General features: G+C 54.2%; 12 protein-coding genes and 8 pseudogenes. 8 read left to right on the plus strand and 12 right to left on the minus strand.

What is annotated here, in order from left to right; genetic code table 11:
- Nucleotides 1–3: 3 nt before the first annotated feature.
- The 5 genes and pseudogenes from KQP84_RS13955 to KQP84_RS13975 all read right to left on the minus strand — a co-directional run bounded on the left by KQP84_RS13955 (nt 4) and on the right by KQP84_RS13975 (nt 5,082).
- Nucleotides 4–1,071, minus strand: a complete 1,068-nt coding sequence (locus KQP84_RS13955) for an ABC transporter permease (RefSeq protein ID WP_215846970.1) — start codon at nt 1,069–1,071, stop codon at nt 4–6.
- 17 nt (nt 1,072–1,088) lie between these two features.
- Nucleotides 1,089–2,620: pseudogene (locus KQP84_RS13960) on the minus strand (sugar ABC transporter ATP-binding protein).
- Between the two features lie 9 nt (nt 2,621–2,629).
- Nucleotides 2,630–3,240 (minus strand): annotated as a pseudogene (locus KQP84_RS13965) (DUF2291 family protein).
- 45 nt (nt 3,241–3,285) lie between these two features.
- Complete coding sequence (locus KQP84_RS13970) at nt 3,286–4,221, minus strand: D-ribose ABC transporter substrate-binding protein (RefSeq protein ID WP_215846971.1); 936 nt, start codon at nt 4,219–4,221, stop codon at nt 3,286–3,288.
- A gap of 63 nt (nt 4,222–4,284) precedes the next feature.
- Nucleotides 4,285–5,082, minus strand: a complete 798-nt coding sequence (locus KQP84_RS13975) for a GolD/DthD family dehydrogenase (protein WP_215846972.1) — start codon at nt 5,080–5,082, stop codon at nt 4,285–4,287.
- 352 nt (nt 5,083–5,434) lie between these two features.
- Between KQP84_RS13975 and KQP84_RS13980 the strand changes: the two genes are divergently transcribed.
- On the plus strand, nt 5,435–6,247 hold the full coding sequence (locus KQP84_RS13980; protein ID WP_215846973.1) for a DeoR/GlpR family DNA-binding transcription regulator: 813 nt from the start codon (nt 5,435–5,437) through the stop codon (nt 6,245–6,247).
- Between the two features lie 170 nt (nt 6,248–6,417).
- Here KQP84_RS13980 and cobA read toward each other — a convergent pair.
- From cobA to KQP84_RS14015, 7 genes and pseudogenes are all read right to left on the minus strand, one after another.
- Nucleotides 6,418–7,235 (minus strand): annotated as a pseudogene (gene cobA, locus KQP84_RS13985) (uroporphyrinogen-III C-methyltransferase).
- Nucleotides 7,232–9,844, minus strand: a pseudogene (locus tag KQP84_RS13990) (nitrate reductase). The pseudogenes cobA and KQP84_RS13990 overlap by 4 nt, the downstream one beginning before the upstream one ends.
- Nucleotides 9,841–13,907 (minus strand): annotated as a pseudogene (gene nirB, locus KQP84_RS13995) (nitrite reductase large subunit NirB). Before nirB ends, KQP84_RS13990 begins: the two co-directional pseudogenes overlap by 4 nt.
- A 10-nt stretch (nt 13,908–13,917) precedes the next feature.
- A complete protein-coding gene (locus KQP84_RS14000; protein ID WP_215846974.1) occupies nt 13,918–14,706 on the minus strand; it encodes an ABC transporter ATP-binding protein in 789 nt (262 codons plus the stop codon).
- A 10-nt stretch (nt 14,707–14,716) separates the two neighbouring features.
- Complete coding sequence (ntrB, locus tag KQP84_RS14005) at nt 14,717–15,589, minus strand: nitrate ABC transporter permease (RefSeq protein ID WP_215846975.1); 873 nt, start codon at nt 15,587–15,589, stop codon at nt 14,717–14,719.
- 11 nt (nt 15,590–15,600) lie between these two features.
- A pseudogene (locus KQP84_RS14010) lies at nt 15,601–16,850 on the minus strand (CmpA/NrtA family ABC transporter substrate-binding protein).
- Between the two features lie 261 nt (nt 16,851–17,111).
- Nucleotides 17,112–18,333, minus strand: a pseudogene (locus KQP84_RS14015) (nitrate- and nitrite sensing domain-containing protein).
- 487 nt (nt 18,334–18,820) lie between these two features.
- Between KQP84_RS14015 and KQP84_RS14020 the strand changes: the two are divergent.
- The 7 genes and pseudogenes from KQP84_RS14020 (at nt 18,821) to KQP84_RS14050 (ending at nt 26,357) form a co-directional block, all read left to right on the plus strand.
- A complete protein-coding gene (locus tag KQP84_RS14020) occupies nt 18,821–19,312 on the plus strand; it encodes an SH3 domain-containing protein (protein ID WP_215846976.1) in 492 nt (163 codons plus the stop codon).
- Nucleotides 19,313–19,397: 85 nt separating this feature from the next.
- Nucleotides 19,398–20,615 carry a type IVB secretion system protein IcmH/DotU gene (gene icmH, locus KQP84_RS14025; RefSeq protein WP_215846977.1) on the plus strand — a complete coding sequence of 406 codons (1,218 nt, stop codon included), beginning with the start codon at nt 19,398–19,400 and terminating at the stop codon, nt 20,613–20,615.
- Nucleotides 20,615–22,728: pseudogene (gene tssM / locus KQP84_RS14030) on the plus strand (type VI secretion system membrane subunit TssM). The gene icmH and the pseudogene tssM overlap by 1 nt, the downstream one beginning before the upstream one ends.
- 13 nt (nt 22,729–22,741) lie before the next feature.
- Complete coding sequence (gene tagF / locus KQP84_RS14035; RefSeq protein WP_215846978.1) at nt 22,742–23,440, plus strand: type VI secretion system-associated protein TagF; 699 nt, start codon at nt 22,742–22,744, stop codon at nt 23,438–23,440.
- Nucleotides 23,441–23,476: 36 nt separating this feature from the next.
- A complete protein-coding gene (tagH, locus tag KQP84_RS14040) occupies nt 23,477–24,616 on the plus strand; it encodes a type VI secretion system-associated FHA domain protein TagH (protein ID WP_215846979.1) in 1,140 nt (379 codons plus the stop codon).
- Nucleotides 24,613–25,389: a PP2C family protein-serine/threonine phosphatase gene (locus KQP84_RS14045; RefSeq protein ID WP_215846980.1), complete on the plus strand. Its 777-nt coding sequence runs from the start codon at nt 24,613–24,615 to the stop codon at nt 25,387–25,389. Before tagH ends, KQP84_RS14045 begins: the two co-directional genes overlap by 4 nt.
- Nucleotides 25,390–25,403: 14 nt before the next feature.
- Nucleotides 25,404–26,357 carry a hypothetical protein gene (locus KQP84_RS14050; protein WP_215846981.1) on the plus strand — a complete coding sequence of 318 codons (954 nt, stop codon included), beginning with the start codon at nt 25,404–25,406 and terminating at the stop codon, nt 26,355–26,357.
- The last annotated feature ends 30 nt before the right edge of the window (nt 26,358–26,387 follow it).

Below are 26,387 nucleotides of genomic sequence, written 5' to 3' on the forward strand. Positions count from 1 at the left end.
CGTTTAGCCATGACTGACGTTAGATGTTGGGGTGGATTGCTGCTTTTGCTCATGGCGACGCAACAGCACCACTTTGCTTTGCAGACGTTGCTGGAACTGATCGATAACCACAGCAGTCACAATCACCAGTCCTTTAATCACCATCTGCCAAAAATCACTAACGCCCATCATCACCATGCCGTCGGCAAGGAAAACGATAACAAACGCACCAATAATGGAGCCGGAAACCCTGCCGCGACCGCCTGCCAGCGCGGTGCCGCCCAAGACGGTGGCGCCGATGGCATCCATTTCAAACATGTTGCCGGTCATCGGATGTGCAGTTTGCAACTGCGACGCCACCACTAACCCCACCAGACCCGCGCACAAGCCAGAGAAGGCGTAGACAAAAACTTTTACTTTGATGATAGGTACGCCAGCCAGGCGCGCCGCTCCTTCATTACCGCCGGTGGCGTAGATGTAACGCCCAAGCGGCGTTTTACGGGTTAAGTAGAGGCCCAACAGCAAAAAGCCGAGCATTAACCAGATCGGGATATAGACGCCCAGTAGCGTGCCCGAGCCGAGGAACGCAAAACCGGTATTACCCAGTTGCGGCAGACCGACCAGGTTGGCGTAAGTGCTACCGTCGTTGAACAGCAGCGCCGCGCCGCGTGCGATATACATCATGCCGAGCGTACAAATGAAGGGAGCAACACCCAGCCGGGTGATCACTGCCCCGTTGATCAATCCCACCAGCACGCCAAAAATCGCCACCACAAGAATCACTTCGGGCACGTTGAGGAACAGCGTATTACCGCCCCAAAGCGGCACGCCGTTGGTGAGCAGCGCACCCGCCACCATGCCGCAAATCCCGGCTACCGCGCCCACGGATAAATCAATGCCGCCGGTCAAAATCACCAGCGTCATGCCAATTGCCAGTAAACCGGTGATGGCGACATGTTGAGTCATGATCAGCAGGTTGGACGTCGTCAGAAAATTCGGCACCATTACGCTGAAAAAGCCCACCACAATCAGTAACGCGATGAAGGTTCGCGCCTTGAGGAGATACATATAGAGCAAATATTTTTGATTCATGAAATTCTCCAGCAACCTTAAGCTTGCGGTGTCGACGCGCTGATCAGTTTTTCTCGTGTCGCTTCAGCGCGCGGCAGATCGGCGGTAATGCGTCCATCCGCCATGACTAAAATGCGGTCGGCCAGCGCCATCACCTCGTCCAGTTCGGATGAGGAAAACATCACCGCCAGCCCCTGCTGTGCCAGGTTGCCAATCAGGTGATAGACATCGGTTTTTGCGCCAACATCAATACCGCGCGTGGGTTCATCCAACAGCACCACTTTCGGCCCGGTCATCAATGCCTTGCCCAGCACCACTTTCTGCTGGTTACCGCCGCTTAATGAGGTGATCGGCAGCTCGGCATCGCTGACTTTGATCGCCAGATGCCCAATCATTTCATTAACGCGCTGATTCTCTTTACCGGGATTAAGCATTCGCAGCGCACGGCGAAAGCCACGCAGGCTGAGATCGGAGAGCGTCATATTGGCGGTGATCGACATCAGCTGCACTACGCCTTCGGCTTGGCGATCTTCCGGCACCAGTGCGATGCCGCGTTTGAGCCGCTGCTGGAAATTACGCTTCGCCAGATTTTCACCGTTAAGCAACACACTGCCCGACTGACAATGCATCAAGCCAATCAGCCCTTTAAACAGTTCGGTGCGTCCTGCGCCCAGCAAACCGTAAATGCCGATCACTTCCCTTTTCGTAGCGAAAAAGTGACGTCATTGAGCTTGTATCCGCCGTTTTGATGCAGCGCGGTCAAGCCTTCTACCTGCAAGATCGTGTCACCTTGCGCCGCCGCGTGATAATCGAAGTGCTTTTTCTTGTCGCCTACCATTTGCTCAATGATCCACGGCACGCTGGCATCACGCACTTCGCGCTCACTGATAAAGCGCCCATCGCGGAAAATTGTGATGTGATCGCCAATTTCCATCAGCTCTTCGAGCCGGTGAGAAATGTAGATAATAGTGACGCCACGTCGTTTGAGCTGTTCAATGACGTTAAACAGCACCCTGACTTCCGACTGGCTCAGCGCGCTGGTCGGTTCATCCATGATCAGCACGCGGGTGTCTTTCGATAGCGCACGTGCAATTTCTACCAGCTGTTGATGACCAATGCCGAGTTCACCTAGCGCCGCATAGGGATCGACGTCCAGCTCCAGCCGCTCCAGCAGCGTTTTTGCCAGCGCATATTGATACTTTTCATTGATCACGCCGCGCTGAAAAAACTCATTGGCAATGAAGATGTTATCCATCACATTCATGTTAGGAAACAGGTTCAGCTCCTGAAAAATTATGCTGATCCCGCACTTCTCTGCTTGCTGCGTTGAGGTCAGCGACACCGGTTTTCCCTCCAGTAAAATCTCGCCTGATGACGGCGTCTCAACGCCCGCCAGCATTTTCATCATGGTGGATTTGCCTGCGCCGTTTTCGCCTATCAGCACGTTCACTTTGTTGCGATACACGCGGTAATTGACCTGATCGAGCGCCGTTACGCCAGGATAAACCCGCGAGACATTGCGCGTTTCAATGATCACATCGGTAGCCTGTTGCGATTGAGGATTTTGCATATGCCCTCCTTACTGCCGCGTGATTTGCGCTGGCGTGATATCCGGCAGTTTCTGCGGAATGTCCCAGGCACTAAATACGCCCGCCACCGTGATTTTGTCGCCCACTTTTGGCTTGAACTGCTGCATTAATGTGGAAGCCTGCTGATTGATCGCCCGGCCATAATCGCCAAACATCACCTGATCGTTGAAGTCCTGATAGCTGGCCCCTTTATATGCATCGCGCAGTGCAGTGCCGCGAATGATTGGCCCAACCTGAATTGTGACACTGTCACCTGAAATGTCTTTAACCGTCATCTTTCCACTGCGAGAAGTGGTGTTAACTGCGGTGACATCACCGCTGACACTCACGCTGAATACGCAGGGATTCTCTTCCTGGCTGCGATAACCGTAGGTTTTACAGGCACTGTCAAAATCGGGAGCCGACTGCAAAGACTTCATCAACTCAGCCAGCGGTTTCGCTTCACCTGCGACCTGCGGCACCAGTTTTTGCTGCCAGGTTTGCGCAATATTCGTCATGTTTGGATTGGGGGATTTTTCAGATCAGCCAGCTCCTGCTGCGACACAATACGGCAACCACCGAGCACAACTGCTATCAGCATCAGCCAGAGTCGTTTATCCATCTCATTCTCCCTGGCGCCCGTTTCCACGGGCGCGGCGGCGGTTAATTACGACTTATAATTAAAGTCCTGCACACCTTTGGCATTTTCTGGCGTGATCAAAATGCCGCGGAACATCACCCGCTGTTTGGCCGGTTTGATCCCTTTCTGGATGAAGTTGTCGATATCGGTGACGCCCTGCGCGGCAATCGCCTGCGCCTGAAGCATGACGGTGGCTTTCAGCGTTCCTGCAGTTACCGCGTCGCGCTCATCGTTGCTACCGTCAATGCCCACCACCGTGACGTCATCGCGTCCTGCGGCTTTCAGCGCCGCAATCGCGCCCAGCGCCACGGGGCCGTTACCGCAAATTACGCCTTTTACATCGGGATGCGCCTGCAGAATGCTGTCCATGATACGCTTGCCATCAATCAAGGTGCCTTTAGCATCCTGACGCGCCACGCTTTGCATGTCGGGATATTGATCGAGTACCTGATGGAAGGATTTGGAACGGGTTACGCAGTTGTTGTCGGCGAGATTACAGGTCAGTTCAGCGTACTTGCCCTTTTCTCCCATCTTCTCAACAAAGACGTTGGCAACATCGGAACCGGCCTGGAAATTGTTGTGGGTAATCTGCTCCAGCGCCACGTCATCAACCGGGATTTCACGGTTAATCAACACCACGGGAATACCGGCATCTTTGGCTTTTTTAATCGCCGCCACGCTGGCGGTGGAATCGGCGTTGTCCAGAATAATGCCCTGCACTTTTTTACCAATCGCGGCATCGATCAGTTCGCTTTGCTTCTTCACATCTTCACCGTGAGACAGCACGGAGGTTTTGTATCCAAGTTCTTGCGCTTTGAGGTTGGCGCCTTTGGCTTCCGAGGCGTAATAAGGATTATCGAGCGAGTTAACCAGAATCATGATGGTGCCTTTCTCTGCAGCAAATGCCGCGTGAGAGATCAGGCAGGCCGCCATTGCAGTGCACAGCAAAGTACGTTTTTTCATGGTGATGTTCTCTCTATTTATCGTTATCGCAGGGTGTTTTGTTTCTCTGGAATTGGCACAGCATTACCAAATGGTGAAACCGCCATCGATCATCAGATCGGCGCCGGTGATCATGTCGCTGCCGTTGCTGGCAAAAAACAGCACGGCGGCGGCGATTTCGTCGGTGTAGGCAAAACGGCCCAGTGGGATAAGTTTTTTCATTTGCTCGCCTTTTTCACCGCGCCAGGCTTTCTCACCCATCGGGGTTAATACCACCGTGGGCGAGAGCGTGTTGACGTTAATACGATGCGGCGCAAATTCTTTCGCCATGACCTTGGTCATGCCAAGCAAGCCCGCTTTTGCCGAGGTGTAAGCTACGTGATTATCGATAGCGATTGAGGCTGCCTGAGAGGCGATATTGATGATTTTGCCGCCGTTGCCCGCCTTAACCATACGTTTACCCACCGCTTGTGAGCAGAGAAATGGCCCGGTGAGATTGACGGCAATCTGCTTCTGCCACTCGGCAAAATCAGTCTCCAGTACCGGTTGCAGCATCACGTAACCGGCGCAATTCACCAGAATATCGATATGACCGTAATGTGCTTCAACCTGATCAAAAGCCTGTTCAACCGAAGCAGGATCGGTGACGTCACAGCAGACAAACTGCACGCTTTCTGCTGCAAACCCGACACTGAGGCTGCTGACTTTCTCCGCTTCAAACGGCGGATAGAGCAGCGCCAGACGTGCGCCCTTTTCCAGCAGCATGGCGTTGCTCGCCATGGCAATACCGCCGAGTCCGCCGGTCACCACCGCGACTTTGCCGCTGAGATCTTGCGCCGTGTCCACGCCATAGCGCAGATTTACGTCATATTCACCGCTCATTCGTTACACTCCTTCAGGGTTTAACTTTCTCAATCGCAAATCATCATTTTCGAACAAAAATATATGCTATCGAATTGAAAGGATGTGTGGGTGAGATCAAATTTCATACAACTCGGCGAGAGATATTCATTATCTTATTGAAAAGACGTGATGTGCATTACAAACAGAAAAAATCGCATGGATAAAGATGCTGAACCCAATGTGAAGATTCAATAACCTGTTTATTGTTTATTTTCGTTCGAAAATCATTGACCGTTTTCATCATCTCGCATTCGCAAAAATGGCGCGGTAGACTCAGCATCAGGTCCACGTTCGCCTACACCTAACGCGATTGGAAAAGGGAGCATTTCGATTGAAAAGCAAAAGTGAGCAGTTGGCTGATATGCAGCAACGCCGCGAAAAGATTCTGGAAATGATCCGTGAGGATGGCACGGTCACTGTCAAAGCGTTGACTGAAACCTTTGGCTTAACGGAAGCCACGTTACGTACCGATCTGCGGATGCTGCAAAAACAAGGTTTTGTACAGCGTTACCACGGTGGCGCAACATTAATGACCGGAAAACAGAATACCGGCGCGCTGCTGCTGGAGCGGCAAACACATCTTGAAGAGAAAGAAGCGATAGGACGTTTAGCCGCGCAGCATATCGAAAATGGCGACACAGTGATTTTCGATTCGGGTACCACTACCACCGCCATTGCCGAAGCGATCAGCCATATTCGCCGTTTATCGGTGGTCACAACCGCCGTGAACATTGCGCTGAAACTGGGTGGCGAGCCGGGAATAAATATCTTGTTAACAGGCGGGACGTTTAAATTTCCAACATTGTCGACATCTGGCGAAAAAGCGGCAAACTTCTTCGAAAATGTATTGGCAGAGAAGCTGTTTCTGGCAACCGCCTGTATTTCACCGCGCCTCGGTTTGAGCTTTCCCAGCGAAACCGACATCAAAGTTAAAATGGCGATGATCAACTCGGCCAACACGGTTTATGTGGTCGCCGATTCCAGCAAGATCGATAAGGTGTCGATGTTTGCGCTGCCGTGTGACTGGAGCAAAATTCACTGCCTGATTACCGACAACGGTATTTCTTCAGCACAGGTTGATGCATTCGAAGCGTTGGGCGTGAGGGTGTTGGTTGCGCCGTTGCCGTTGAGGCGGGCGATGTGAGTCCGTTTTAAACGCGCCGTAAAAAAACAGGGTGTCGTTCAGTTGGGAATAAAGGGCGATTGCGTAAAGACGCCGTCAATACCTCGCTGTAGGCGCATCCGCCGCAGCCCTGCGTCGGATGCGCCCTACTTGACTCACGCACGCCAGATAAAGTCATATCAGTAATTTATCTACACCTGTTTTATAGATTCATCTTTAGCAATCTTTAAATCAGCACGGTAATAACGCACCACATCACCAATCATCAGCAACGACGGTGAAACCGGCTTTTCATTTTCAACCGTTTGCGCTAACGCCTTCAATGTCGTGATCAACACGCGCTGCTCGGGTCGCGTCCCATTTTCGATGATGGCTACTGGCGTATCCGCATCGCGCCCTTGAGCCAACAGCTGCGCACTGATTGAGGCACTCCAGCTCAATCCCATATAAAACACTAACGTCTGATTCGCAGCGGCCAACGATGCATCATTCAGTTGCGGTTCACCGCTGCGCCCGTGTCCGGTAATCAGTCGCAGCGATTGCGCACAATCGCGATGCGTCAGGGAATTCCGCTGGCGGCGGCGCAACCCACCGCCGCCGTGATACCGGGTACCACCTCACACACAATACCGGCTTGTTGCAGGCTCACCATCTCTTCACCGCCACGCCCAAAAATAAAGGGATCGCCGCCTTTTAGCCGCACCACGTTGCGTCCACTCAGCGCTAAATCCACCAGCAGCTGATTGATTTGCGACTGCTTTAACCCGTGATAACCAGGCCGCTTACCCACATCAATACACAAGGCGCTGTCGGGCACTTCCGCCATCACCGCCTCGCTCACCAATCGGTCATACACCACCACTTCCGCTTGTTGTAACAACCGTAACGCTTTTACCGTGAGCAGCTCAACATCACCGGGACCCGCGCCCACTAACCAAACACGTCCATGTTCCGAAGCTTCGCCATTGGGCGTCAGCAGTTTATCCAATGCATCAATAGCAAGCGTCATGATTCCTCCGTCACGCATGATGACAGCAGTTGTTTTAGCTCCGGGATGCAGGAGCCACAATTTGTTCCGCACTTGAGTTTGGCGCCCAGCGCCTGTGTGCTACGGCAGCCTTGGGCCACCGCATTTAAAATGGTTTGTTCGCCTACGCTAAAGCAGCTGCAAATAATGCGGCCCGCCACGTCACCTTGCGCAGCTTGCCCCGCCAGTAGCGAATGACGATCGATGGCACGCGTTGGCGCAGCCTGAAAAGCCGCAGTAATGAAAGCGTGATCGAGGTGCGGTAAGCGAGAAGCGGCATAAAACGCCAGCTGTAACGCACCGTTGCGCCACGCCAGTAGCCGATAATCCTGGCCGCCTTCAGCAACCTGCACCTGCATTGAAGTCAAATCCGTGTGTGAAGCGAGCCAGTTTGATGCAGAACCTTCTCCGCCCAATACAAAACGCTGCGCGCCCTGTTGTGGCGCACGCGCCCAATAGCGAAGATTTTTCGGCGCTTGATCGCTGCGTTGCCATAGCCAACCTTGCCAATCTACGCGCAGCGGTTGAATACGCACCGCCGTCTGCTTTAAGGCGGGTTGCCCCGATGCCGGGCAGCAGAGCGCGGCTACCAACATGTCTACATTGCTTTGCTGGCTGAACTGGCGGTTCCAGTGCATCGGCACGAAAAGTTCGCCGCGTCGAAGTCCGCTGTCGTGGGTAACGCGTGCGGTGATCCAGCCGTGAACCGATTGCACGCGCGCCAGTGTTTCTGCAGGTAAGCCATACGCAATGGCATCTTGAGGATGCAGCGCGACAAAAGGCTCATCGCAGTGTTGCATCAGACGCGGCACTGCCCCGGTACGCGTCATGGTATGCCACTGATCGCGCACGCGACCGGTGTTCATTAACAGCGGATAACCTCTATTAACAGAGACTGTTTTTGTCTCTGCGAACGGCAGCAAACGCGCTTTCCCGTCAGGATGAAAGAAGCGACGATCGCTGAATAAACGTGCGCAACCATCAGGATGCTGTGCATTAACCGGCCATTGAATCGGACGCAATTTATCCCAGCCGTCGTCACTTAACTGCGCCAGCCCGCTGATATCAAAGGCGCGCTGTCCGTGGTTTTCAAAGCCGGAAAGTGCAGCGTGTTCGCGGAAGATCTGCGCCGGATGGGTCCAGCCAAAGGCGGCGGCGAAACCCAAACGCTGCGCCACTTGCGCCAGCAGCCACCAATCGGGTTTGGCATCACCAGGCGCAGCCGCAAACGCGCGCTGACGGGAGATGCGGCGCTCGGAGTTGGTTACTGTGCCATTTTTTCACCCCACCCCAGCGCGGGCAATAAAATGTCAGCGAAGGCGCTGGTATCGGTTTGCGCTAATACATCGGAAACAATCACCAACGGACATTTTGCCAGCGCCTGCGCAATGCGATTGCCTTCTGGCATCGACACCGCTGGATTAGTGCCCATAATCCACACCGCTTTTACGTCACCCCGCTCAATAGCGTCGAACAGCTTTACCGCCGTCAAACCAGGCTGACGCGCTATGGTTGGGCTTTGCCAAAAGCGTTGCAAACGATCGCAATCGGCATCATTAAAATTCATATGGGCCGCGAGTTGATTCGCCAGTCCCCCACTTCACGTCCCCCATCGCGTTGGGCTGACCCGTAAGTGAAAACGGCCCGCTGCCCGGCAAACCTACTTTTCCGCTGAGCAAATGTGCATTGATAATGGCGTTGTTATTGTCGCTGCCGCTGACGGATTGGTTAACACCCATGCACCACAAGGTCAGCACGCGTTGCGATGAGGTAAACAGCTGCCAGAAAGCAGTAACCTGTTCCGGTTCAAGATCGCAGTGCGCAGCAACCCGAGCAAGATCCCATTCGCGCGCCGCGAGCAGCGCCGGTTCCACATCGGCCAAGTGCGCGAGCATGCGGGTATCTATGCCATTGTTTTCTACCAACCAGTTCAGCAAACCGGCAAACAAAACGCTGTCGCTACCAGGACGTAATGCCAAATGCAGATCGGCAAGATCGCAGGTTGCGGTGCGTCGTGGATCGATCACTATCACCTGCATTTCTGGTCGCTGCTGTTTGGCCTTGACCAGCCGCTGATACGCAACCGGATGTGCCCATGCTGCGTTTGATCCTACCAGGATCACGACATCCGCGCGTTCAAAATCCTCATAGCAACACGGCACTGCATCGGCACCGAACGCGCGTTTATAGCCTACAACAGCCGATGCCATGCAGAGCCGCGAATTGGTATCGATATTGGCGGCCCCGATGAACCCTTTCATCAGCTTATTGGCGACGTAATAATCTTCTGTCAACAACTGGCCCGAGCCGTAAAATGCCACGGCCTGCGGGCCATGTTGTTCAATGATCTCACGCAGCCCGTTCGCCGCAGCCTCCAGCGCCGCGTCCATGCTCACGCGTTGCTGATTGATCTGCGGATAAAGCAATCTCCCGTCCTTTTTCAGGGTTTCACCCAGCGCGGCCCCTTTTACACACAGCCGACCAAAATTGGCTGGATGTTGGAGATCGCCCGCGACCTGCGCCTGTTCATCGCCCTGTGGCGTGACGCTAACGCCGCAGCCGACGCCGCAATAAGGACAGGTGGTTTTCATGATGCCTTCGCCATGACATTAAGTGGTCGGTTTGCCAGCCAGATTTGTCCCGCTTCCAGTTTCACCGGCCAACAGCGTAGCTGGTGCTGCGGATTATCCAGGCTTTGCCCGTCACGCAGCCGCACGCGCTGCTTGTAGAGCGGAGAAATCACTACCGGTTCGCCACCCACGTCGCCGAGAATGCCGCGCGACAGCACGCTGACGTCGCTGCCGGGCTCACGATCTTCCAGCGCGTAGAGTTCATCGCCAAAGCGGAACAGCGCAATGCGCTCGCTGCCAAGGCGTGCGCCAATTCCTGCCTGCAACGGCAGAGAATCGAGATCGCATACCCTGCTCCAGGGTTCAGCGGGCAGATGCATAACAGGGATCGCATTCGCGGCGGCGGGCTGACGCTGTCCCCGTACTTGCACATAACGCAAGGTTTCATCGGGTTCGTTGCTGTTCACCGTTGGGGTAAACAAGGCGCGGCGTGACGGATCTTGCAGCGTGGTTTGCCATTCGCACTGGTAGCTTTCCACCACGTGCTGCATCTCTTGCTCCAGCATGGCGCCAATGCCGAGGCTGTCTTCAATGATCACCTCACGCAGGTAGTCGAGGCCGCCTTCCATGTTGTCCATCCACACGCTGGTGCGCTGTAAACGGTCGGCGGTACGCACATAAAACATCAGGATACGGTCAACGTAGCGCAGCAAGGTTTCATCATCGAGGTCACTGGCGAATAAGTCCGCGTGGCGCGGTTTCATGCCACCGTTACCGCACACATACAGGTTCCAGCCTTTGTCGGTAGCGATCACCCCGATATCTTTGCTCTGCGCTTCGGCGCATTCACGGGTGCAGCCTGAAACGGCCATTTTAATTTTGTGCGGGGCGCGCAGGCCCTTGTAGCGGTTCTCCAGCGCGATGGCAAACGCGGTGGAATCCTGCACGCCGTAGCGACACCAGGTTGAGCCGACACAAGATTTCACCGTACGCAGCGATTTACCGTAGGCATGACCGGTTTCGAACCCTGCCATCAGCAGCTCTTCCCAAATTGCGGGCAGCTGATCGAGGCGCGCGCCAAACAGGTCAATACGTTGACCGCCTGTTATTTTGGTGTAGAGATCGTAACGTGCTGCCACTTGTCCAATCGCAATCAGACCTCGTGGCGTAATTTCCCCCGCGGCGACACGCGGCACCACCGAGTAAGTTCCATCTTTCTGGATATTGCCGAAGTAGCGATCGTTGGTATCTTGCAGGGGCAGATGAGCCGGTTTTAACAGGTAATCATTCCAGCAAGAGGCCAGCAGCGAAGCCGCCAACGGCTTACAGACTTCGCAGCCGTGACCGCGACCATGCGCCGCCAGTAACGCATCAAAGGTTTGGATTTTCTCTACCCGAATCAGGTCGTAAAGCGCCTGACGTGAATAGGCAAAGTGCTCGCACACCTCTTTTTTCACTTCGACGCCAAGGTTTTCCAGCTGGAATTCCATCACCTGCTTCACCAGTGCGGAACACCCTCCGCAGCCTGTTGCTGCTTTGGTGCAACTTTTCACACTGGCCAACTCGCCACAACCGTCTCGCACCGCTGAGCAGATATCGCCTTTGCTCACATTGTGACAGGAACAGACCTGAGCGCTGTCGGGTAATGCTGCCACACCCAACGCTTTACTCGGTGTACCAGCCAGTGCAGGTAAGATCAGCGTTTCTGGCGAAGCCGGTAACGGCAGTTGATTCAGCATCATCTGTAGCAGCGTTGAATAGTCTTCGCTGTTGCCTACCAACACGCCGCCAAGCAGCAGTTTGCCGTCTGCTGATACCACGATTTTTTTGTAGACGCCTTTTGGGCCATCGGTCCAGTGATAGCTTTGACTGCCCGCAGTACGCGCGTGCGCATCACCAAACGAGGCCACTTCCACGCCCAACAGCTTGAGTTTAGTGCTCATATCGGCACCGCTAAAAGCGCTGGCTTCGGCGGCCAGATGTCCTGCCAGCACGCGCGCCATTTGATAGCCTGGCGCAACTAAGCCGAAAATTTGCCCATTCCATAATGCACATTCGCCGATAGCAAAAATATCGTCATCGCTGGTTTGGCAGTGATCGTTGATCTCAATGCCGCCACGCGGGCCGAGCACCAGAGCGGCGTCACGCGCCAACTCATCACGCGGACGTATGCCCGCTGAAAACAGCACCAGATCGGTGGGCAGTTCGCCCCCGTCAGCAAAGCGCAACAGTACGCTGCCATCTTCTTGCTTTTCAATCGCTTCAGTTTGCTTTGAGGTGTGCACGGTGACGCCCAGCGCGTCAATTTTCTGACGCAGCATCAATGCGCCGCCCTCATCGAGCTGAACCGCCATCAGGCGCGGCGCGAACTCCACGACGTGCGTTTCCAGGCCTAACTGTTTCAGGGCATTCGCCGCTTCAAGGCCCAGCAGTCCGCCGCCAATCACCACACCGCGTGTGCTGTTTTTGGCGCAGGCCGCAATCGCATCGAGATCGTCCAGTGTGCGATAAACAAAGCAGCGATCGCCATCGTGGCCCGGCACTGGCGGCACGAAGGCACGCGATCCGGTTGCCAGCACTAACTTATCCCACGCCAGTTCGTTTCCGGCGCTGTCACGCACGCTGCGCTGCTGGCGATCAATCGCAACGACCTGACAACCGCTACGCAGCTCAATGCCGTACTGCTCAAAAAAGTTATCGCTCACCAGCGACAATTCTTCCGCGCTTTTACCGGTAAAATACGCTGAAAGATGCACGCGATCGTAAGCCATGCGCTGCTCTTCGCCATAGACCACCACGTGATAGTGCTGATGCAGTTCACGTGCGACCAGCTGTTCCAAAAATGGTGGCTGACCATGCCGTGACCCAGCACAGCTAATGTCGGTTTATTCATCACAAAGCTTCCTGCAGCCTGCGGCTGCGTTTCAGGTTCATCAAGGCCAAACAGCGTGTTCAGGCTGATCTGCTCGGCAGCGTTTAGACGGGTTAACAGCGATGCGCCCTGCTGGCTGTCGCCAAACAACAGCACGCCGTTGAGCCGTCCGTGCTTGAGAAAAAGACGGCGATAGTGGCCAGAAAGCGGATCAAAACTGGTCAGCGACGGCGCTTCTCGAATGTCGCCCGCGCTGAACAGAGAAATGCCGCTGACCTTCAGGCGTGTGCCGCTCTTTTCGTGGTAAAAATCGGCGCGTGGCGCGTCGGCCAGCTGCGCGCCTAATACTTCAGCCTGCGCCAGACAAGGCGCGACCAGGCCAAAGGTCTCTCCGGCTATCTCGCAGCATTCACCCACGGCGTAAACATTGGGAATTGTGCTGCGCAACTGACGATCAACGCAGATGCCGCGTTGACAAGGCACACCCGCCGCCTGCGCCAAGGCACTTTCCGGTTGCACACCGATGGCGATCACCACTTGCTCCGCCATGACGACGCTGCCGTTAGTCAGAACCGCGCCCTGTTCAGTGACTTCAGTTACGCCGCTGTTGAGTTCGCAGCGAATACCGCGACGGCGCAGTTGGGCGAGCAGCAATTCCCCTGCTTTGGCATCCAGCTGGCGATCCAACAGCCAGGGTTTGTGATGCACCAGCGTCACGTCACGGCCTTGCGCTTTCAGCGCTGCGGCGGCTTCAATACCGAGAAAACCGCCGCCTAACACCACGACCGGGCCAGATGCGCTGAGTAATTTTTCAACATCTCGCAGGCTGCGAAAGCCGCTGACTTTAGGATGATCGATACCAGGAATCACCGGCATCCGCGGTTGCGAACCGCTAGCAAATACCAGTCGATCCCAGTGCAGCTGACGTTGATCGGTCTGCACACAGCGGGTTGTCAGATCGACGCGCTCAACCGTTTCACCCGCCAGCAGCTGAACGCCATTCTCGACATACCAGTCACGATCGTGGATCAGCGTGTCGGCAAACGCTTTTTCACCCGCCAGCACCGGAGACAGCAGCACGCGGTTGTAATTGCCCAGCGGTTCACGACCAATCACGGTGATGGCGTAACGCTGCGGGGCCAGTGCCAGCAGGGTCTCTACCATGCGCATACCCGCCATTCCGTTGCCAATTACCAGCAGCTGTTGCTTCATGGTGCGATCCTCACGCCGCGGTGGTCTGTTTTTCGTAGAGGAAGTGCAGGATCTTCTGGCGCAGCTGGTGATAACGCGGCTCGTCAGCCAACGCGACGCGTGAACGCGGACGCGGCAAGTCGACATCAAGCATATCGCCCACGTGCGCCGCAGGTCCGTTGGTCATCATCAGCACGCGATCCGACAGCAGCACCGCTTCATCTACGTCGTGGGTGATCAGTACAATGGTGGTATTCAACTCTTGCTGGATGCGCATCACGCTGTCCTGCAAATGGGCACGGGTTAATGCATCCAGCGCGCCAAAAGGTTCATCAAGCAGCAACACGCGCGGCTTCATCGCTAAGGCGCGTGCAATGCCTACACGCTGTTTCATGCCGCCAGAGATTTCGCCCGGACGTTTGTGCATCGCATGGCTCATCTGCACGCGATTGAGGTTGTGCTCGATCCAGTCGCTGATTTCCGCTTTGCTCATCTTGCCTTTGAATACCTGCTTTACCGCCAGCTCGACGTTTTGGTAGGTGGTTAACCACGGCAGCAAGGAATGGTTTTGGAATACCACCGCACGCTCTGGGCCGGGACCGGTGATTTCACGGTTATCACACAACAACACGCCGCTGCTGGGGCGCGTTAGCCCAGCGATCAAATTCAACAAGGTAGATTTGCCACAGCCGGAATGGCCGATCAGGCTCAAGGTTTCTCCTTCGCGGATGTCAAAACTGACGTTATCGAGCGCGAGGAAATCGCCGCCAGATGTGTTAAAGCGCTGGCTGACCTGCTGTACGCGAATGATATGTTGCATGGCGATCCCCTTATTTTTCCCAGCTAAAACGACGGACCAGCAGCATCAAGCCCTGCTCCAGCAGCAACCCAACCACACCGATAATCAGGATGGCGATCAGGATGTTTTCCACGTTGAGGTTGTTCCACTCATTCCAGATCCAGAAACCAATGCCCAGGCCGCCGGTTAGCATTTCAGCGGCGACAATCACCAGCCAGGCGATACCAATAGACAGGCGCACGCCGGTTAATACCGCCGGTAACACCGCAGGCAGTAAAATGCGACGCATCACCGTCCATTCGGAGAGTTGCAAAACCCGTGCAACGTTGAGGTAATCCTGCGGAATACGCTGCACACCTTCGGCGGTGTTGAGGATCATTGGCCAAATAGAGCAGATAAAAATGGTCCAGCTGGAAGCGGGTTCAGCGCGTTGAAATAACAGCAGGCCAATCGGCAACCACGCCAGCGGACTCACCGGGCGCAGCAGCGCAATAATTGGATTGAACATGCGTGACATAAAGGTAAAGCGCCCCAGTAGAAAACCGGCGGGAATGCCCACCAGCGCAGCCAGCCCAAAGCCAATGGCGACACGTTGCAGTGACGCGAGCACGTTCCAGCCGATACCCTGATCGTTCGGGCCGTTGTTATAGAACGGATCGGCGAACAGCGTTTGTGCCGCTTGCCAGGTTGCATACGGCGTGGGAAAACCCTGGCTCGACAAGGCGGCGATTTGCCACACCAAACCCAGCAGCAGCATACCGCTCAGCGCAGGGATGACACGCTCTAGCAGTGGACGCAGACGGGCCGGTTTAGCCGCCGCTTTAGGGGCAATCTGTAGCGGAATAATGGTTGCGCTACTCTCTGTTTTCGCAGGTTGCGCCAGGGCGCGAGCTTCAGTTTTCATGACAACCTCTGTTAACGTTTGATGGCAAAGCTGGCGGCGTAAGCGGCAGGATCGGTTCCATCCCACACTTTGCCGTCAATGAAAGTACTGCTGCGCATCTCGCTGGCGGGCAGCGTGACGTTACCGACCGCGCTGGCGGCCTGCTTGTAGATATCTATGCGGTTGATTTGGCGTGCCACGGCCAGATAATCGGGATCAGTTTTCACCAGGCCCCAACGCTTCATCTGCGTCAGGAACCACATGCCGTCTGATAAATAGGGAAGTTGACGCTGCCATCGTGGAAGAAACGCATGGCGTGAGCATCTTGCCAGGTTTGTCCCAAACCGTTTTCGTAGTGGCCAAGCATCCGGCCTTCCAGCGTCTCGACTTTGGTGTTGATCCATGCGCGCCCCGCCAACGCCTTGACGGTTTCACGGCGGTTATCGTCTGAAGCGTCGATCCAGCGAGCCGCTTCCAGCACGGCCGCGGTTAGCGCGCGAGCGGTATTCGGATTTTCAGTAACCCATTGCGCACGTGTTCCAAGCACTTTTTCCGGGTGATCTGGCCAGATCTGCTGGCTGGTCACGGCGGTAAAACCAATGTTGTCGCTGATGGCACGCTGGTTCCAGGGTTCACCGACGCAGTAGCCGCTCATGTTGCCAATCTTCATGTTCATCACCATTTGCGGTGGCGGCACGACAACGGTGCGCACATCTTCAAATGGGTCGATACCGGCATTCGCCAGCCAGTAATAGAGCCACATGGCGTGAGTGCTGGTGGGAAACGTGTGGGCGAAGGTGTAGCTGCCCTTGGCTTTGGCATCGATGGCTTTTTTCAGGCTGGCGGCATCCGTTACGTTTTGCGCTTTCAACTGGTTAGAGAGGGTTATCGCCTGACCGTTGTTGTTGAGTGTCATCAGGTTAGCCATGTCGTGCTGCGGTCCTGCGACACCCAGTTGCAGGCCATAAAGCATGCCGTAAAGCACATGCGCGGCATCCAGTTCACCCGATGTGAGCTTGTCGCGCACCGCAGCCCAGCTGGCTTCTTTGCTGACCTGCAGCGTAATGCCATATTTCTTATCGAAACCTTTCAACGATGCCATAACGACCGGCGCACAGTCGGTGAGTGGAATAAAACCGACGCGCACCGTGGTTTTTTCGGGTGCATCCGATCCCGCCGCCCAGGCGGCATGATGCAAACCTGGCAATAAATAGCTGCCACCTACTGCGGCTCCAGCCAATAACAACTGACGGCGTGAGAGTGAAAAAGGCGTTTTGCTCATCATTGGCACCTGAAAAAATGAAATAAAAAAGGCGTCCTCCGACATGCCGTAGCACGCGGATGGACGCCTTTATCCAAAGCACTCGCTTCACCGCCGTTGGCGAAACAAATGCGCATTGTCTGTAAGGTAAAGCAAAGCCTGTGCCAATGTGTTGAAAGCCAGCTGGCAAGGCTTTTCCATCACAATTGATGAAAAATCACACAAATTTGCACCCTGCTGACGCACTCTACGCACAGGCTTTGTGCAACTACCTCCTTTGAGTTACCCCTTTAACGTGGCCGCCACAGCCAGCACGGCATTAGCGATGTCCAGGATGCGTTTGTTTTGATTCATGGCGCTTTTACGCAGCGCCTGCCACGCAGATTCTTCACTGTAACCGTGCTGCTGCATCAACCAGCTTTTGGCCTGATCGATAATTTTTCGCTCATCCAGCGTGGCACGCATTGAAGCCAGTTCCTCAGCCTGATTGCGTAAACGCTGAGCCTGTTCGCCAATCATTGACAATACCGAACGTCCTAATTGCGGCGCTAATCCATCGCTGTTCAGGGTTGCGGCTTCGCCATTGAGCCAGTCAGCGCCGGAAACATACAGGGCAAAACTGCTGTCACCTTGCACCACCTTGAGTGGGGCTTCCGCCTGTAATTTTGCGACGGCAATAGCTTCACGGCAGCGCGTCATTAACGTGGCTGATAAATGATCTTCTATGCGTTTCATGTGATCGATACGAACCGACAGCAGCGAAAACCAGTTCAGCGCACCCGTCTCTTCGCTTTGACCGCCGGTGCAGGCGATGCGCCGCAAACGCTCGATTTCACGGCTGGCCTGCGCCAGCGGTTGCCAGCAAGCCAGCGCGTCGACATCTGCAAACTGGCTGAAGGTTGCGAAACTCTGCTCTTGCGCGTCAATCAGCGCCACCATGCAGCGACGCTGCTCCGCGCTAAATTGCCCTACGGTGAATCCTGCCGAACCGGTTGCACGCTCCTGGCCCGCCAGCTCTTTTCCCTGCATAAAGCTGAACAATGCAATCAACGCGCGTGAAATTTCGGGATGGCTGGCGGTGTCAGCGGCTTCAAACACCAGATTTAATAAGCTGCGAATAATGTGATTAAACGCGGACATCGCCTGCGCGTGACTCAATTGCTGATCAGAAAGTTGAAGACGAAGCGTCGGGAGATCGTTTAACGCCTGTAAAGTCGCCGCAATCAGCATAAACATCCGGCTGTAACCCGGTTGCGCCAGCGCAGGCGGTAAAACCTGGTAAAAAGCGTGCTGGCACTGAATCACATCCTGCTCGCGCGCGCCGCTCTTGCGCGAACAACTTTCCCTGCGAGCAGATCCAGATATTACTTGCGCCACGTTCTCGCTGCAGTTGATGTACTAATTCGCTCACAGCAGCCAGTAACTGGCCGGTACGCAGCAAGCGTTGCAGGCTGGCAATATCACTTTCACATGAAGCTTGCAGGTACTTCAGCGCATCCGTCATCGCCCAACCCTCATCGCGTAAAGTTCAATTCAAGCAAAAGCCATGCCGCTTTATTAAAAGAGTGAGATCGCCGTTACCCCGGAAATTCTGATTTTGATGAGGAAATTAAGTGAAAGACGTTAAGATTTCTGTTAACAAGTAATTAGAAAAACTTAATAGTTTCCAAGATAAGCGGTGCGTGACAGGATAGGTTCCACTATCATTGCTTCCTTTATGACGTTAATCATTTAATTCGATTTAACTATCACAAACTACAGCGTTTTTTTGCGCCTTCGTTTACCTAAAGGCCCCCGCGTTAACACGCATCGACGAGGTGCGCAATGGTTTGAATTCTCAAAAGTCTTAGGTAGACTGAGGGCGGCACTACCTCAATGTAAGTTGGCCGTTTTTTTAACCGGCAATTTTAATCACGGCGCAAAGCCAGCCTCGGCGAACAACTGCATGATGCCGGGCAATATGCAGATACTTTGATGGGATCACGACGAACATGGTGAAAAAGAGTTTCGCGTTAACGCTGTTGGCAGTGTTGGCTTTGGCTGGTTGTAAGGCTCCGCCGCCCCCTGTCACCGATGATACGTTGGTCACCAGCGTCGTTAACAACGTTAAATTGGTACATCGACACGCCGTGTTAGCACCGAAGGAATTTGAGCCAGTTAATCAAACCTGGCGCGCTTTATATAGCGCATCTGTGATGACCACCCCAGATTACGGCGGCAAAGTGGTGCGTTATCTGGAAAGTGGTAAACCTTTTGAAGTGTTAGGCAGCGTGGAAAACAACTGGCTTGCCATCGCCGACGAAGCCGACGGCCCAATGATTGGCTATGTCCCATTGAAAGCAGGCGTGGAAAGCAGCCGTTATGAGGCGACCGTACGTAGCGATCGTCCGCGTCCACGTAAGACAAAACAAGTCTGCGTTGCTGTTGGCGGCGCAAGTAAAGCCTGTCGCACTAACGATACCGCGACCTGGATCTTAGACTAAACATGGAATCCGGCGCATATTGCCCGCAGCACCGCCCTGGTCTGCGGGTTCAGGGATTTGCCATTGGCTGGAAGAACACATATTAATGACTGTGGAATCCCCTGCGCGTGAGGCAACTACCTCAGGCAATGAGAATCTATTACTGAATGCTGCAGCGCCTTTGCTGAACGCTGTAGTGCAAATTCGTCAGGCGGCCACGCATGACGATCCTGCCGGTCTACGCCAGTCACTTATCGATGAAATTCGTCAGTTTGAACAGCGCTGTAAACAAGCCGGCTTGCCCTTTGAGATGATCATTGGCGCGCGATACTGCCTGTGCAGCGCATTGGATGAGGCGGCGGCGCAAACGCCTTGGGGTACGCGCGGCGTCTGGTCCGGCAACGGCATGCTGGTGACATTTCATAACGAAAGCTGGGGTGGTGAAAAATTTTTCCAGCTGCTTTCGCGCATCTCTCAAAGTCCACAGCAACATCTTTGGCTACTGGAAGTGGTGCATTATTGCCTGCTACTTGGTTATGAAGGCCGCTATCGCGGTAATGAGAGTGGCCGCGCCCAATGCGAAGGCATTCGCAAACGTCTGGCAACCTTAATCGATGAAACCCGTGCGCAGCGTAGCGTGACACCTGCACCGTTAGTGGTGGTGCACCCGCTGGTCAGCACATTGGCACGTCCGATGGTGCCGCTCTGGGCCTGCGCCACCTTAGTGGCATTAATCGCCTGCCTGATATACAGCGGCCTGAACTGGCGATTAGGCAACGCTGCTGAGCCGTTGCTGCGCGCTATCTATCAGACGCCTTTGCCGCAAATTACGGTTGGTCGCCGCCCTTCTTCGCCTCAGGCGCTGCTGGATTTGCGCCAGCGTCTTAATGATGTCATTGCTGCCGGCCAGCTGGAAGTCAGCGATGGCGCGTTCGGCAGTAAAGTGATTATTCCTGCTGACAAGCTATTTGCCGCCGAAGGCACGGCAATCAATCCTGTGGGTCGTGCCTTGCTGGCGCGTGTTTCCGCAGCGATGAAGGACGTGAAAGGAACGATTTTGGTGTCGGTGTTCACTGACGATCGTCCGGTCGACAACAGCCGTTTCGCCTCAAGTTATGAATTTTCTTTCGCCCGCGCTCGTGCAGTGACGCAATTAATGCAGGTTCAACTCGCCGATGGACACGTCATTCGTTCTGAAGGCCGCGGTGACAGCGATCCGCTGTTGCCCAATGACAGCAGTGAAAACCGCACCCGCAACCGTCGCGTTGAAATTACCTTGTTTGCCGCGCCCGAAACGCTCAGTAATCATCAAGGAGCTCAATAATGCGCGCTTCCGTTCGCTTGCTTTTAACTCATCGGCTGCTGTGGAGTTTTATTGGCGTAACCGCGCTGAGCTGTCTGCTATGGATGCTTGGCCCGCTCTGGGTGTGGGGTGATACGCGCCCGCTGGAACCCGCGCTGAATCGTCAATTAACTGTCGGTGCGCTGATCGTCTTGTGGGTGCTGTTTCAACTGCTTCCGTCCTTGTATCGTGCCTGGTTCAATAGCCGATTACTGACGCAACTGCAGCTTTCAGACAGCGACGATCCGGCTGAACGCCAGATTACGGAAGAGTTGCTCAACCAACGCTTTAGTGACGCGGCGACGCAGTTAAAACGCGCCCAGTTTGGCCGTCGCCAGCGCGGCAGTTGGCTATCCAGAGTCAGCGCCAACTATCTTTATCAGTTGCCGTGGTATTTAGTCATGGGCGCGCCAGGCGCCGGTAAAACTACCGCATTGTTAAATGCGGGCCTGGAATTTCCCTGACTGACAGTTTTGGCAAAAACGCGATTCGCGGCGTGGGTGGCACGCGCAACTGTGACTGGTGGTTTACCGATAGCGCGGTGTTAATCGATACCGCTGGACGTTATGCCCTGCAGGAGAGTCAGCGCGCTCGTGATGCCAGCGAATGGCGCAGCTTTATCAATTTACTGAAGCGCTATCGCACCCGACAACCGATTAACGGTGTGATCATGACTATCAGCGTCGCCGATCTGTTGAGTGACTCTGCTGAAGCGCGTTTTGCTCAGGCAACGGCGCTACGTGAACGCATGGCGGAATTGCATCAACATACCGGCATTCATTTTCCTGTTTATGTGATGGTGACAAAGACCGATTTGCTGAAAGGCTTTATGAGCTTTTTTGGCGCTATCGACAAGTCACAACGTGACGCTATCTGGGGCTTTACCTTTAACTGGGAATTGGGCAAGCCGAACAAGGATGACTGGCACGCCAATTTCTCGCAGCAATATCACCGTCTTGAGCAACAGCTTCAGCAGCAATTAGCGCAGCATATGGCGCAAGAGCGCGATCTGAATCAGCGGGCTGAATCTTTCTTGTTTCCGCAAGAATTCGCTTCACTGCGCCCTTTACTGAATGAATATCTCGATATTGTTTTTTCCGATCATAAAGATGCCGTGGCGTGGAGTCCGCGCGGCCTGTTCTTTACCAGCGGCACCCAGGAAGGCTTGCCGTTTGATCGTGTCATGGGGGAGTTGAGCCGCAAGCTGCAACTGCGCCAGCCAGGCGATCATTCAATTGCGGCCTGGGATAGCGTCAATCGCAGCAGCCCTATTCCCGGTAACAAAGGCCAGAGCTTCTTTATTCGCGATCTGCTCAGCACATTGATCTTTAGAGAGAGCGGTTTGGCTGGCAGCAACCGCCACTGGGAATACCGCAACCAACTTTTCCACTGGATTGGCTACGGCGTGCTGGCGGGAGCCTTACTGATTTTGTCTGGATTGTGGTCACTCAGCTATTATCAAAATCAGCACTACTTGCAGCTGGTGGAAACGCGCGTCGCGCCAATTATCCAACAAAGTCAGCAAGTGATTCATCAGCCAGCCGATAATATTTTCGATCTGCTACCCTTTCTAAATAGCCTGGTGAAGCTGCCGCTGTCGGATAAGTTTTCTCTCGATAATCCGCCGCTTACTATGCGGGTTGGCTTATTTCGCGGTACGCAAGTGAGTGACGCCGCATGGGTGCTTTATCAAAATGCGCTTAAGTCTTTACTGCTGCCGCGTGTGGCTCAGCAGGTAACGAATCTGCTGCGTAGCGATCCAGGCGATGACAATACCTATAGCCGAAATGCATTACGCGCCTATCAAATGCTTTATGAGCCGCGTAATTATGATGGAGAATTTCTGCGCGCCTGGCTGTTACAGAATTTGCAACGCACGCTGCCCAATAATGTCAGCGCCCGTGATTTACAGCAGCTTGACTGGCATCTGAGTCAGTTGCTGGATCAGCAAATTCAATCTTCGCCTTATGCGCGCGATAACGCATTGATGATGCGTAAGCTTGCGGAAAATCTGAAAAATGCGGGTCACGATAGCAATACGCTTGCCGCAACGCCTTTGCGCGTTGGAGAGCGATTGACCCTGCATAGCGAGTAATGGTGAGGTGAACATGGCTGCGTATACTGTTCCCGGCTGGTATGGCAAGTTGCCTTCAACAGGCGACTTTCTACATCATCGACTCAGCGAGAAGCACATCACGCCCTGGAGCCACTGGTTTCAGCAGGGTTTGATACAGTGGCATATGCAAGAAAATGCCAACTGCGCGGCTTTTTTGCGCGCACCGGTGTGGAATTTTGTTTTGCCAATAACGCCGGGCAGGCAGCAGATTCAGATGGGGTGTTTATTGCCCTCGTGCGATCGCGTGGGCCGCGCCTGGCCGCTGGTGGCGCTGCACAGCTTCTCACTGAATCAATGGCACCCGGCGCAGCTGACTATTTCCGGTGACTGGTTTCAGGATCTCGGCGCGACCTTGCTACAGGCGGTACAACAGCCGCTGAATGCCGAACAGCTAGAGCAGCATATTCAACGCTTGCCCCCGTTGCTGGTGCCGGTAAAGCAGCCGTCAGACATCATGGATGTGATTGGTTTTCAGGATCTGCCCTGCACGCTCAGCTGGCGTGAAGTGGCGGAACGTTTCGATCCCCAGCAGCACATGAGTTACTGGTGGAGTAATCGCAGTGATGGTTTCGTGCATGCCACTCACAAGCACAGCGGCAACCTGACTGCAGATCTGTTTTCGTTACTCTTTAACCCGGCGGCAGGTGCACAGCCGGGACGTAATGGCCTTTATCCACCAATGTTTGAGTGAGGCCGGTTGCGTTTGCCCTTCAATACGGGATGACCCATGCAATTTACCATTGTGCAATGCACTACAGAGGTTCCGATGAAAACCGTGGCGTTCCTTCCGCCCGGTGGGACTATTGGACGCAGTCAGGATAACGATCTGGTCTTGCCTGATGAATCGCGGGCAATTTCACGTTTACAGGCGTTGGTGCACCTCTCCAACGAAGGCGAGTGCCGCCTGACCAATCAAGGCAGCGTCACGCCGGTTGAACATAACGGTGTCACGCTGGGTCGCGGAATGCAGGTGCATCTCAAGCACGGTGATGCGCTGCGTATTGGCGAATATGCTTTGGAAGTACGCGATCCTGCACGCAGCCATGAAAGCAAAGACGATCCGCTGGCTTTCTTCAGCGCTGAAGCTGCGCAACTCACCAATCCATTGGGCATTGGTGAACAGCATGATGTCGATGCCTTGGCGGTGGAAACGGAGAGCACCCCTACGCGTCATGAGCGCCACAGCGACGCACGTCTGGCAATTGATCCCCAAACGAATGAACCGCAGCGTCAGTCTCATACGCAGCCTTACGATCAAGACAAACTGATCGCCGCGCTGCTGGAAGGCATGGGTCTGAACAACGGCCATGCTACGCCGATTGATGAGGAACAGATGCGCATTACCGGCCGTATGTTAAGCCTGTTTTCGCAAGGTACCGTTGCCTTAATGTCATCGCGCTCTATTCTTAAGCGCGGCGTGAAAGCTGACATGACGATGATCCTCAACGAGGCCAATAATCCCTTCAAAATTTTGCCCTCGGGTAAAACCGTTTTGATGCAAATGTATCAAAGCCAGATGCCTGGTTTTATGCCGCCGGAACAAGCGGTGCGCGATGCGCTGGTGGATTTGCAGGCGCACCAGCTTGGCATGATAGCCGGTATTCGCGCCATTATTGCCGCCATGCTGCAATCCTTTAATCCGCAACGTTTGGAAGAACAAGCGCGCGTTGATGGTATGTTGCCGAAGTTGCCGTTATCCACCCTTAAAAAAGCCGCGCTATGGGACTATTTCATGCGTAACTATCAGCGCACCGCAGGCGAAATTGAAGATGATTTCCACACCTTGTTTGGCGAAGCCTTTCTTCATGCCTATGACATGGAAGTCAACCAGTACAAAGATTCTCAGACGCGAGTGGATGAAGCATGAAAATCGTTTTTGCCAGCCGCTGCCAGCAGGGTTTACGCGATGAAAATCAGGATCGTACCGGTGCTGAACTCGACGACAGTAAAGCCTGCTTTGTGGTGTGTGACGGTGTTGCTGGTTTACCTGGCGGTGACAAAGCGGCCCAACTGGTGCGTGATAGCCTGATCAATCAACTCAAAGCGTGTGAAGATTTTTCGCCCGCGTTTACCCAGCGGGCTGTTGAACACTGTCGGGCATTACTGCATGAAGCCCAAGGAAAAAATCCGAAATTTTCACGCATGAGCACCACGCTTGCGGTCCTGTTTATTGACCGTGAACAACAGCGCGCATGGTGGGCGCATGCAGGTGACAGCCGGGTTTATCACTTTCGTCACGGCATGCTACATCAGGTGACGCGTGACCACAGTCTGGCGCAACAGCTCAAAGAAGCAGGCTATGAAAATACCGGCATTAACAGTAATTTACTCTATAATGCGCTCGGTGCAGCCCCGTCTCGTCCGGTGAGTTTTTCTGATGAAATTCAGCTTGAAGATGGTGACGCCTTTTTAGTCTGCACCGATGGGTTTTGGCTTAACCTGACCACCAATGAGATGGAACAAGCGTTACGCATGGTTAACGCTTGCGAAGAGTGGTTAGCGCTGATGGAAGGCGCGGTGAGCCGTAGCGTTAAAAAAGATAATCTCAGTGCTTTGGCTGTTTGGATTGGTGAGCCTCAAGAGGCCACCTTGCTCTATTCGCTGGCTGATTCGGCTCGTTTTCTGCCGCCTCGTTATTGATTCCAAGGATTCATATGAAATTGTGGTTGCCCGGCATTGCCACCCTGCTGATTGCCTTTAACGTGCAGGCGGAAAATTATCGTGTGGTTTATTCGCCCAGCCTGGCGCTGGAAGTCTATATCGATAATGTGGTGAGCAAAGCGCCTGACGACTGGTGTAAAGAGACGCTGCCGTTGCGCATCGTTTCGGGTAAAAGCAAAGATTCGGCGGTTCTTACCACTTTTTTACCGCGTGTTGGCACGCTGTTAGCTAACCAATGCGGCACGCTTGATGTTGTGCCGTGGCAAATGACGGACAAAGATGGCGGCGTTTTAGCCAGCGGCAGCGCCAGCAAATTACAAAACTGGCGCCCCATTGTCATGGCTGATGCCACCACGAGCGCCAGCGACAGCAATGCCGCCCCACTCGATTTATCGCGTCCGGCTGACAGCACGCCATTGCAGCACTTTGATCTGCCCAGCGGCTGTCATTTTCGCACCGCGTGGGATGATAATGCAGAATCGATGTTCATTCCTGATGTCCGCAAACAGCAGTGTTCACCAGACGGCTGGGTAGAAGGCAAAAGTGAGTTGACCCTGGCGGGAACAAGTAAGTCCGTGAATGTGCCGGTTACGTTTTATCAAGGTTACCCGATCGCTAATTTATCCATTAGCGGTAGTCCGTTAGAGGTGGTCTCCGCCAATAATCAACGCATGATAGTTACGCGTCCGGATGCTACCGATAGCTGGTTGATTTTGCCCTTTGATGCAAAACAGCATCTCTGGCGCTTTAATGGCACCTTATTGGTGAAGATGGAAAAGAGTACTGCAGAGCAAGACGCCAACGCGGTGAAATCGCGAGTTGAAACCTTGCGTGCCCTTTGGGGGCCGCATTTTATGCCACAGCAAAAAGTGAATGTGTTACTCATCGACACCCTGCACGCGGATCTGGTTGATCCGGCCATCGGTGCCTGGCGTAACATCAATTAATTACCGCGCAGCCTGGCGAACAGGCGTGTT

The sequence above is a fragment of the Candidatus Pantoea bituminis genome (assembly GCF_018842675.1).
In the GTDB taxonomy this organism is placed as follows: Bacteria; Pseudomonadota; Gammaproteobacteria; order Enterobacterales; family Enterobacteriaceae; genus Pantoea; species Pantoea phytostimulans.

Excerpts from the sequence above, each read along its gene's own strand:
- icmH (WP_215846977.1), top strand. The coding sequence starts at position 19,398 with ATGACTGTGGAATCCCCTGCGCGTGAGGCAACTACCTCAGGCAATGAG.
- KQP84_RS14050 (WP_215846981.1), top strand. The coding sequence starts at position 25,404 with ATGAAATTGTGGTTGCCCGGCATTGCCACCCTGCTGATTGCCTTTAAC.
- KQP84_RS13970 (WP_215846971.1), bottom strand. The coding sequence starts at position 4,221 with ATGAAAAAACGTACTTTGCTGTGCACTGCAATGGCGGCCTGCCTGATC.
- KQP84_RS14000 (WP_215846974.1), bottom strand. The coding sequence starts at position 14,706 with ATGCAACATATCATTCGCGTACAGCAGGTCAGCCAGCGCTTTAACACA.
- KQP84_RS13975 (WP_215846972.1), bottom strand. The coding sequence starts at position 5,082 with ATGAGCGGTGAATATGACGTAAATCTGCGCTATGGCGTGGACACGGCG.
- KQP84_RS14045 (WP_215846980.1), top strand. The coding sequence starts at position 24,613 with ATGAAAATCGTTTTTGCCAGCCGCTGCCAGCAGGGTTTACGCGATGAA.
- tagH (WP_215846979.1), top strand. The coding sequence starts at position 23,477 with ATGCAATTTACCATTGTGCAATGCACTACAGAGGTTCCGATGAAAACC.
- KQP84_RS13955 (WP_215846970.1), bottom strand. The coding sequence starts at position 1,071 with ATGAATCAAAAATATTTGCTCTATATGTATCTCCTCAAGGCGCGAACC.
- tagF (WP_215846978.1), top strand. The coding sequence starts at position 22,742 with ATGGCTGCGTATACTGTTCCCGGCTGGTATGGCAAGTTGCCTTCAACA.
- ntrB (WP_215846975.1), bottom strand. The coding sequence starts at position 15,589 with ATGAAAACTGAAGCTCGCGCCCTGGCGCAACCTGCGAAAACAGAGAGT.
- KQP84_RS14020 (WP_215846976.1), top strand. The coding sequence starts at position 18,821 with ATGGTGAAAAAGAGTTTCGCGTTAACGCTGTTGGCAGTGTTGGCTTTG.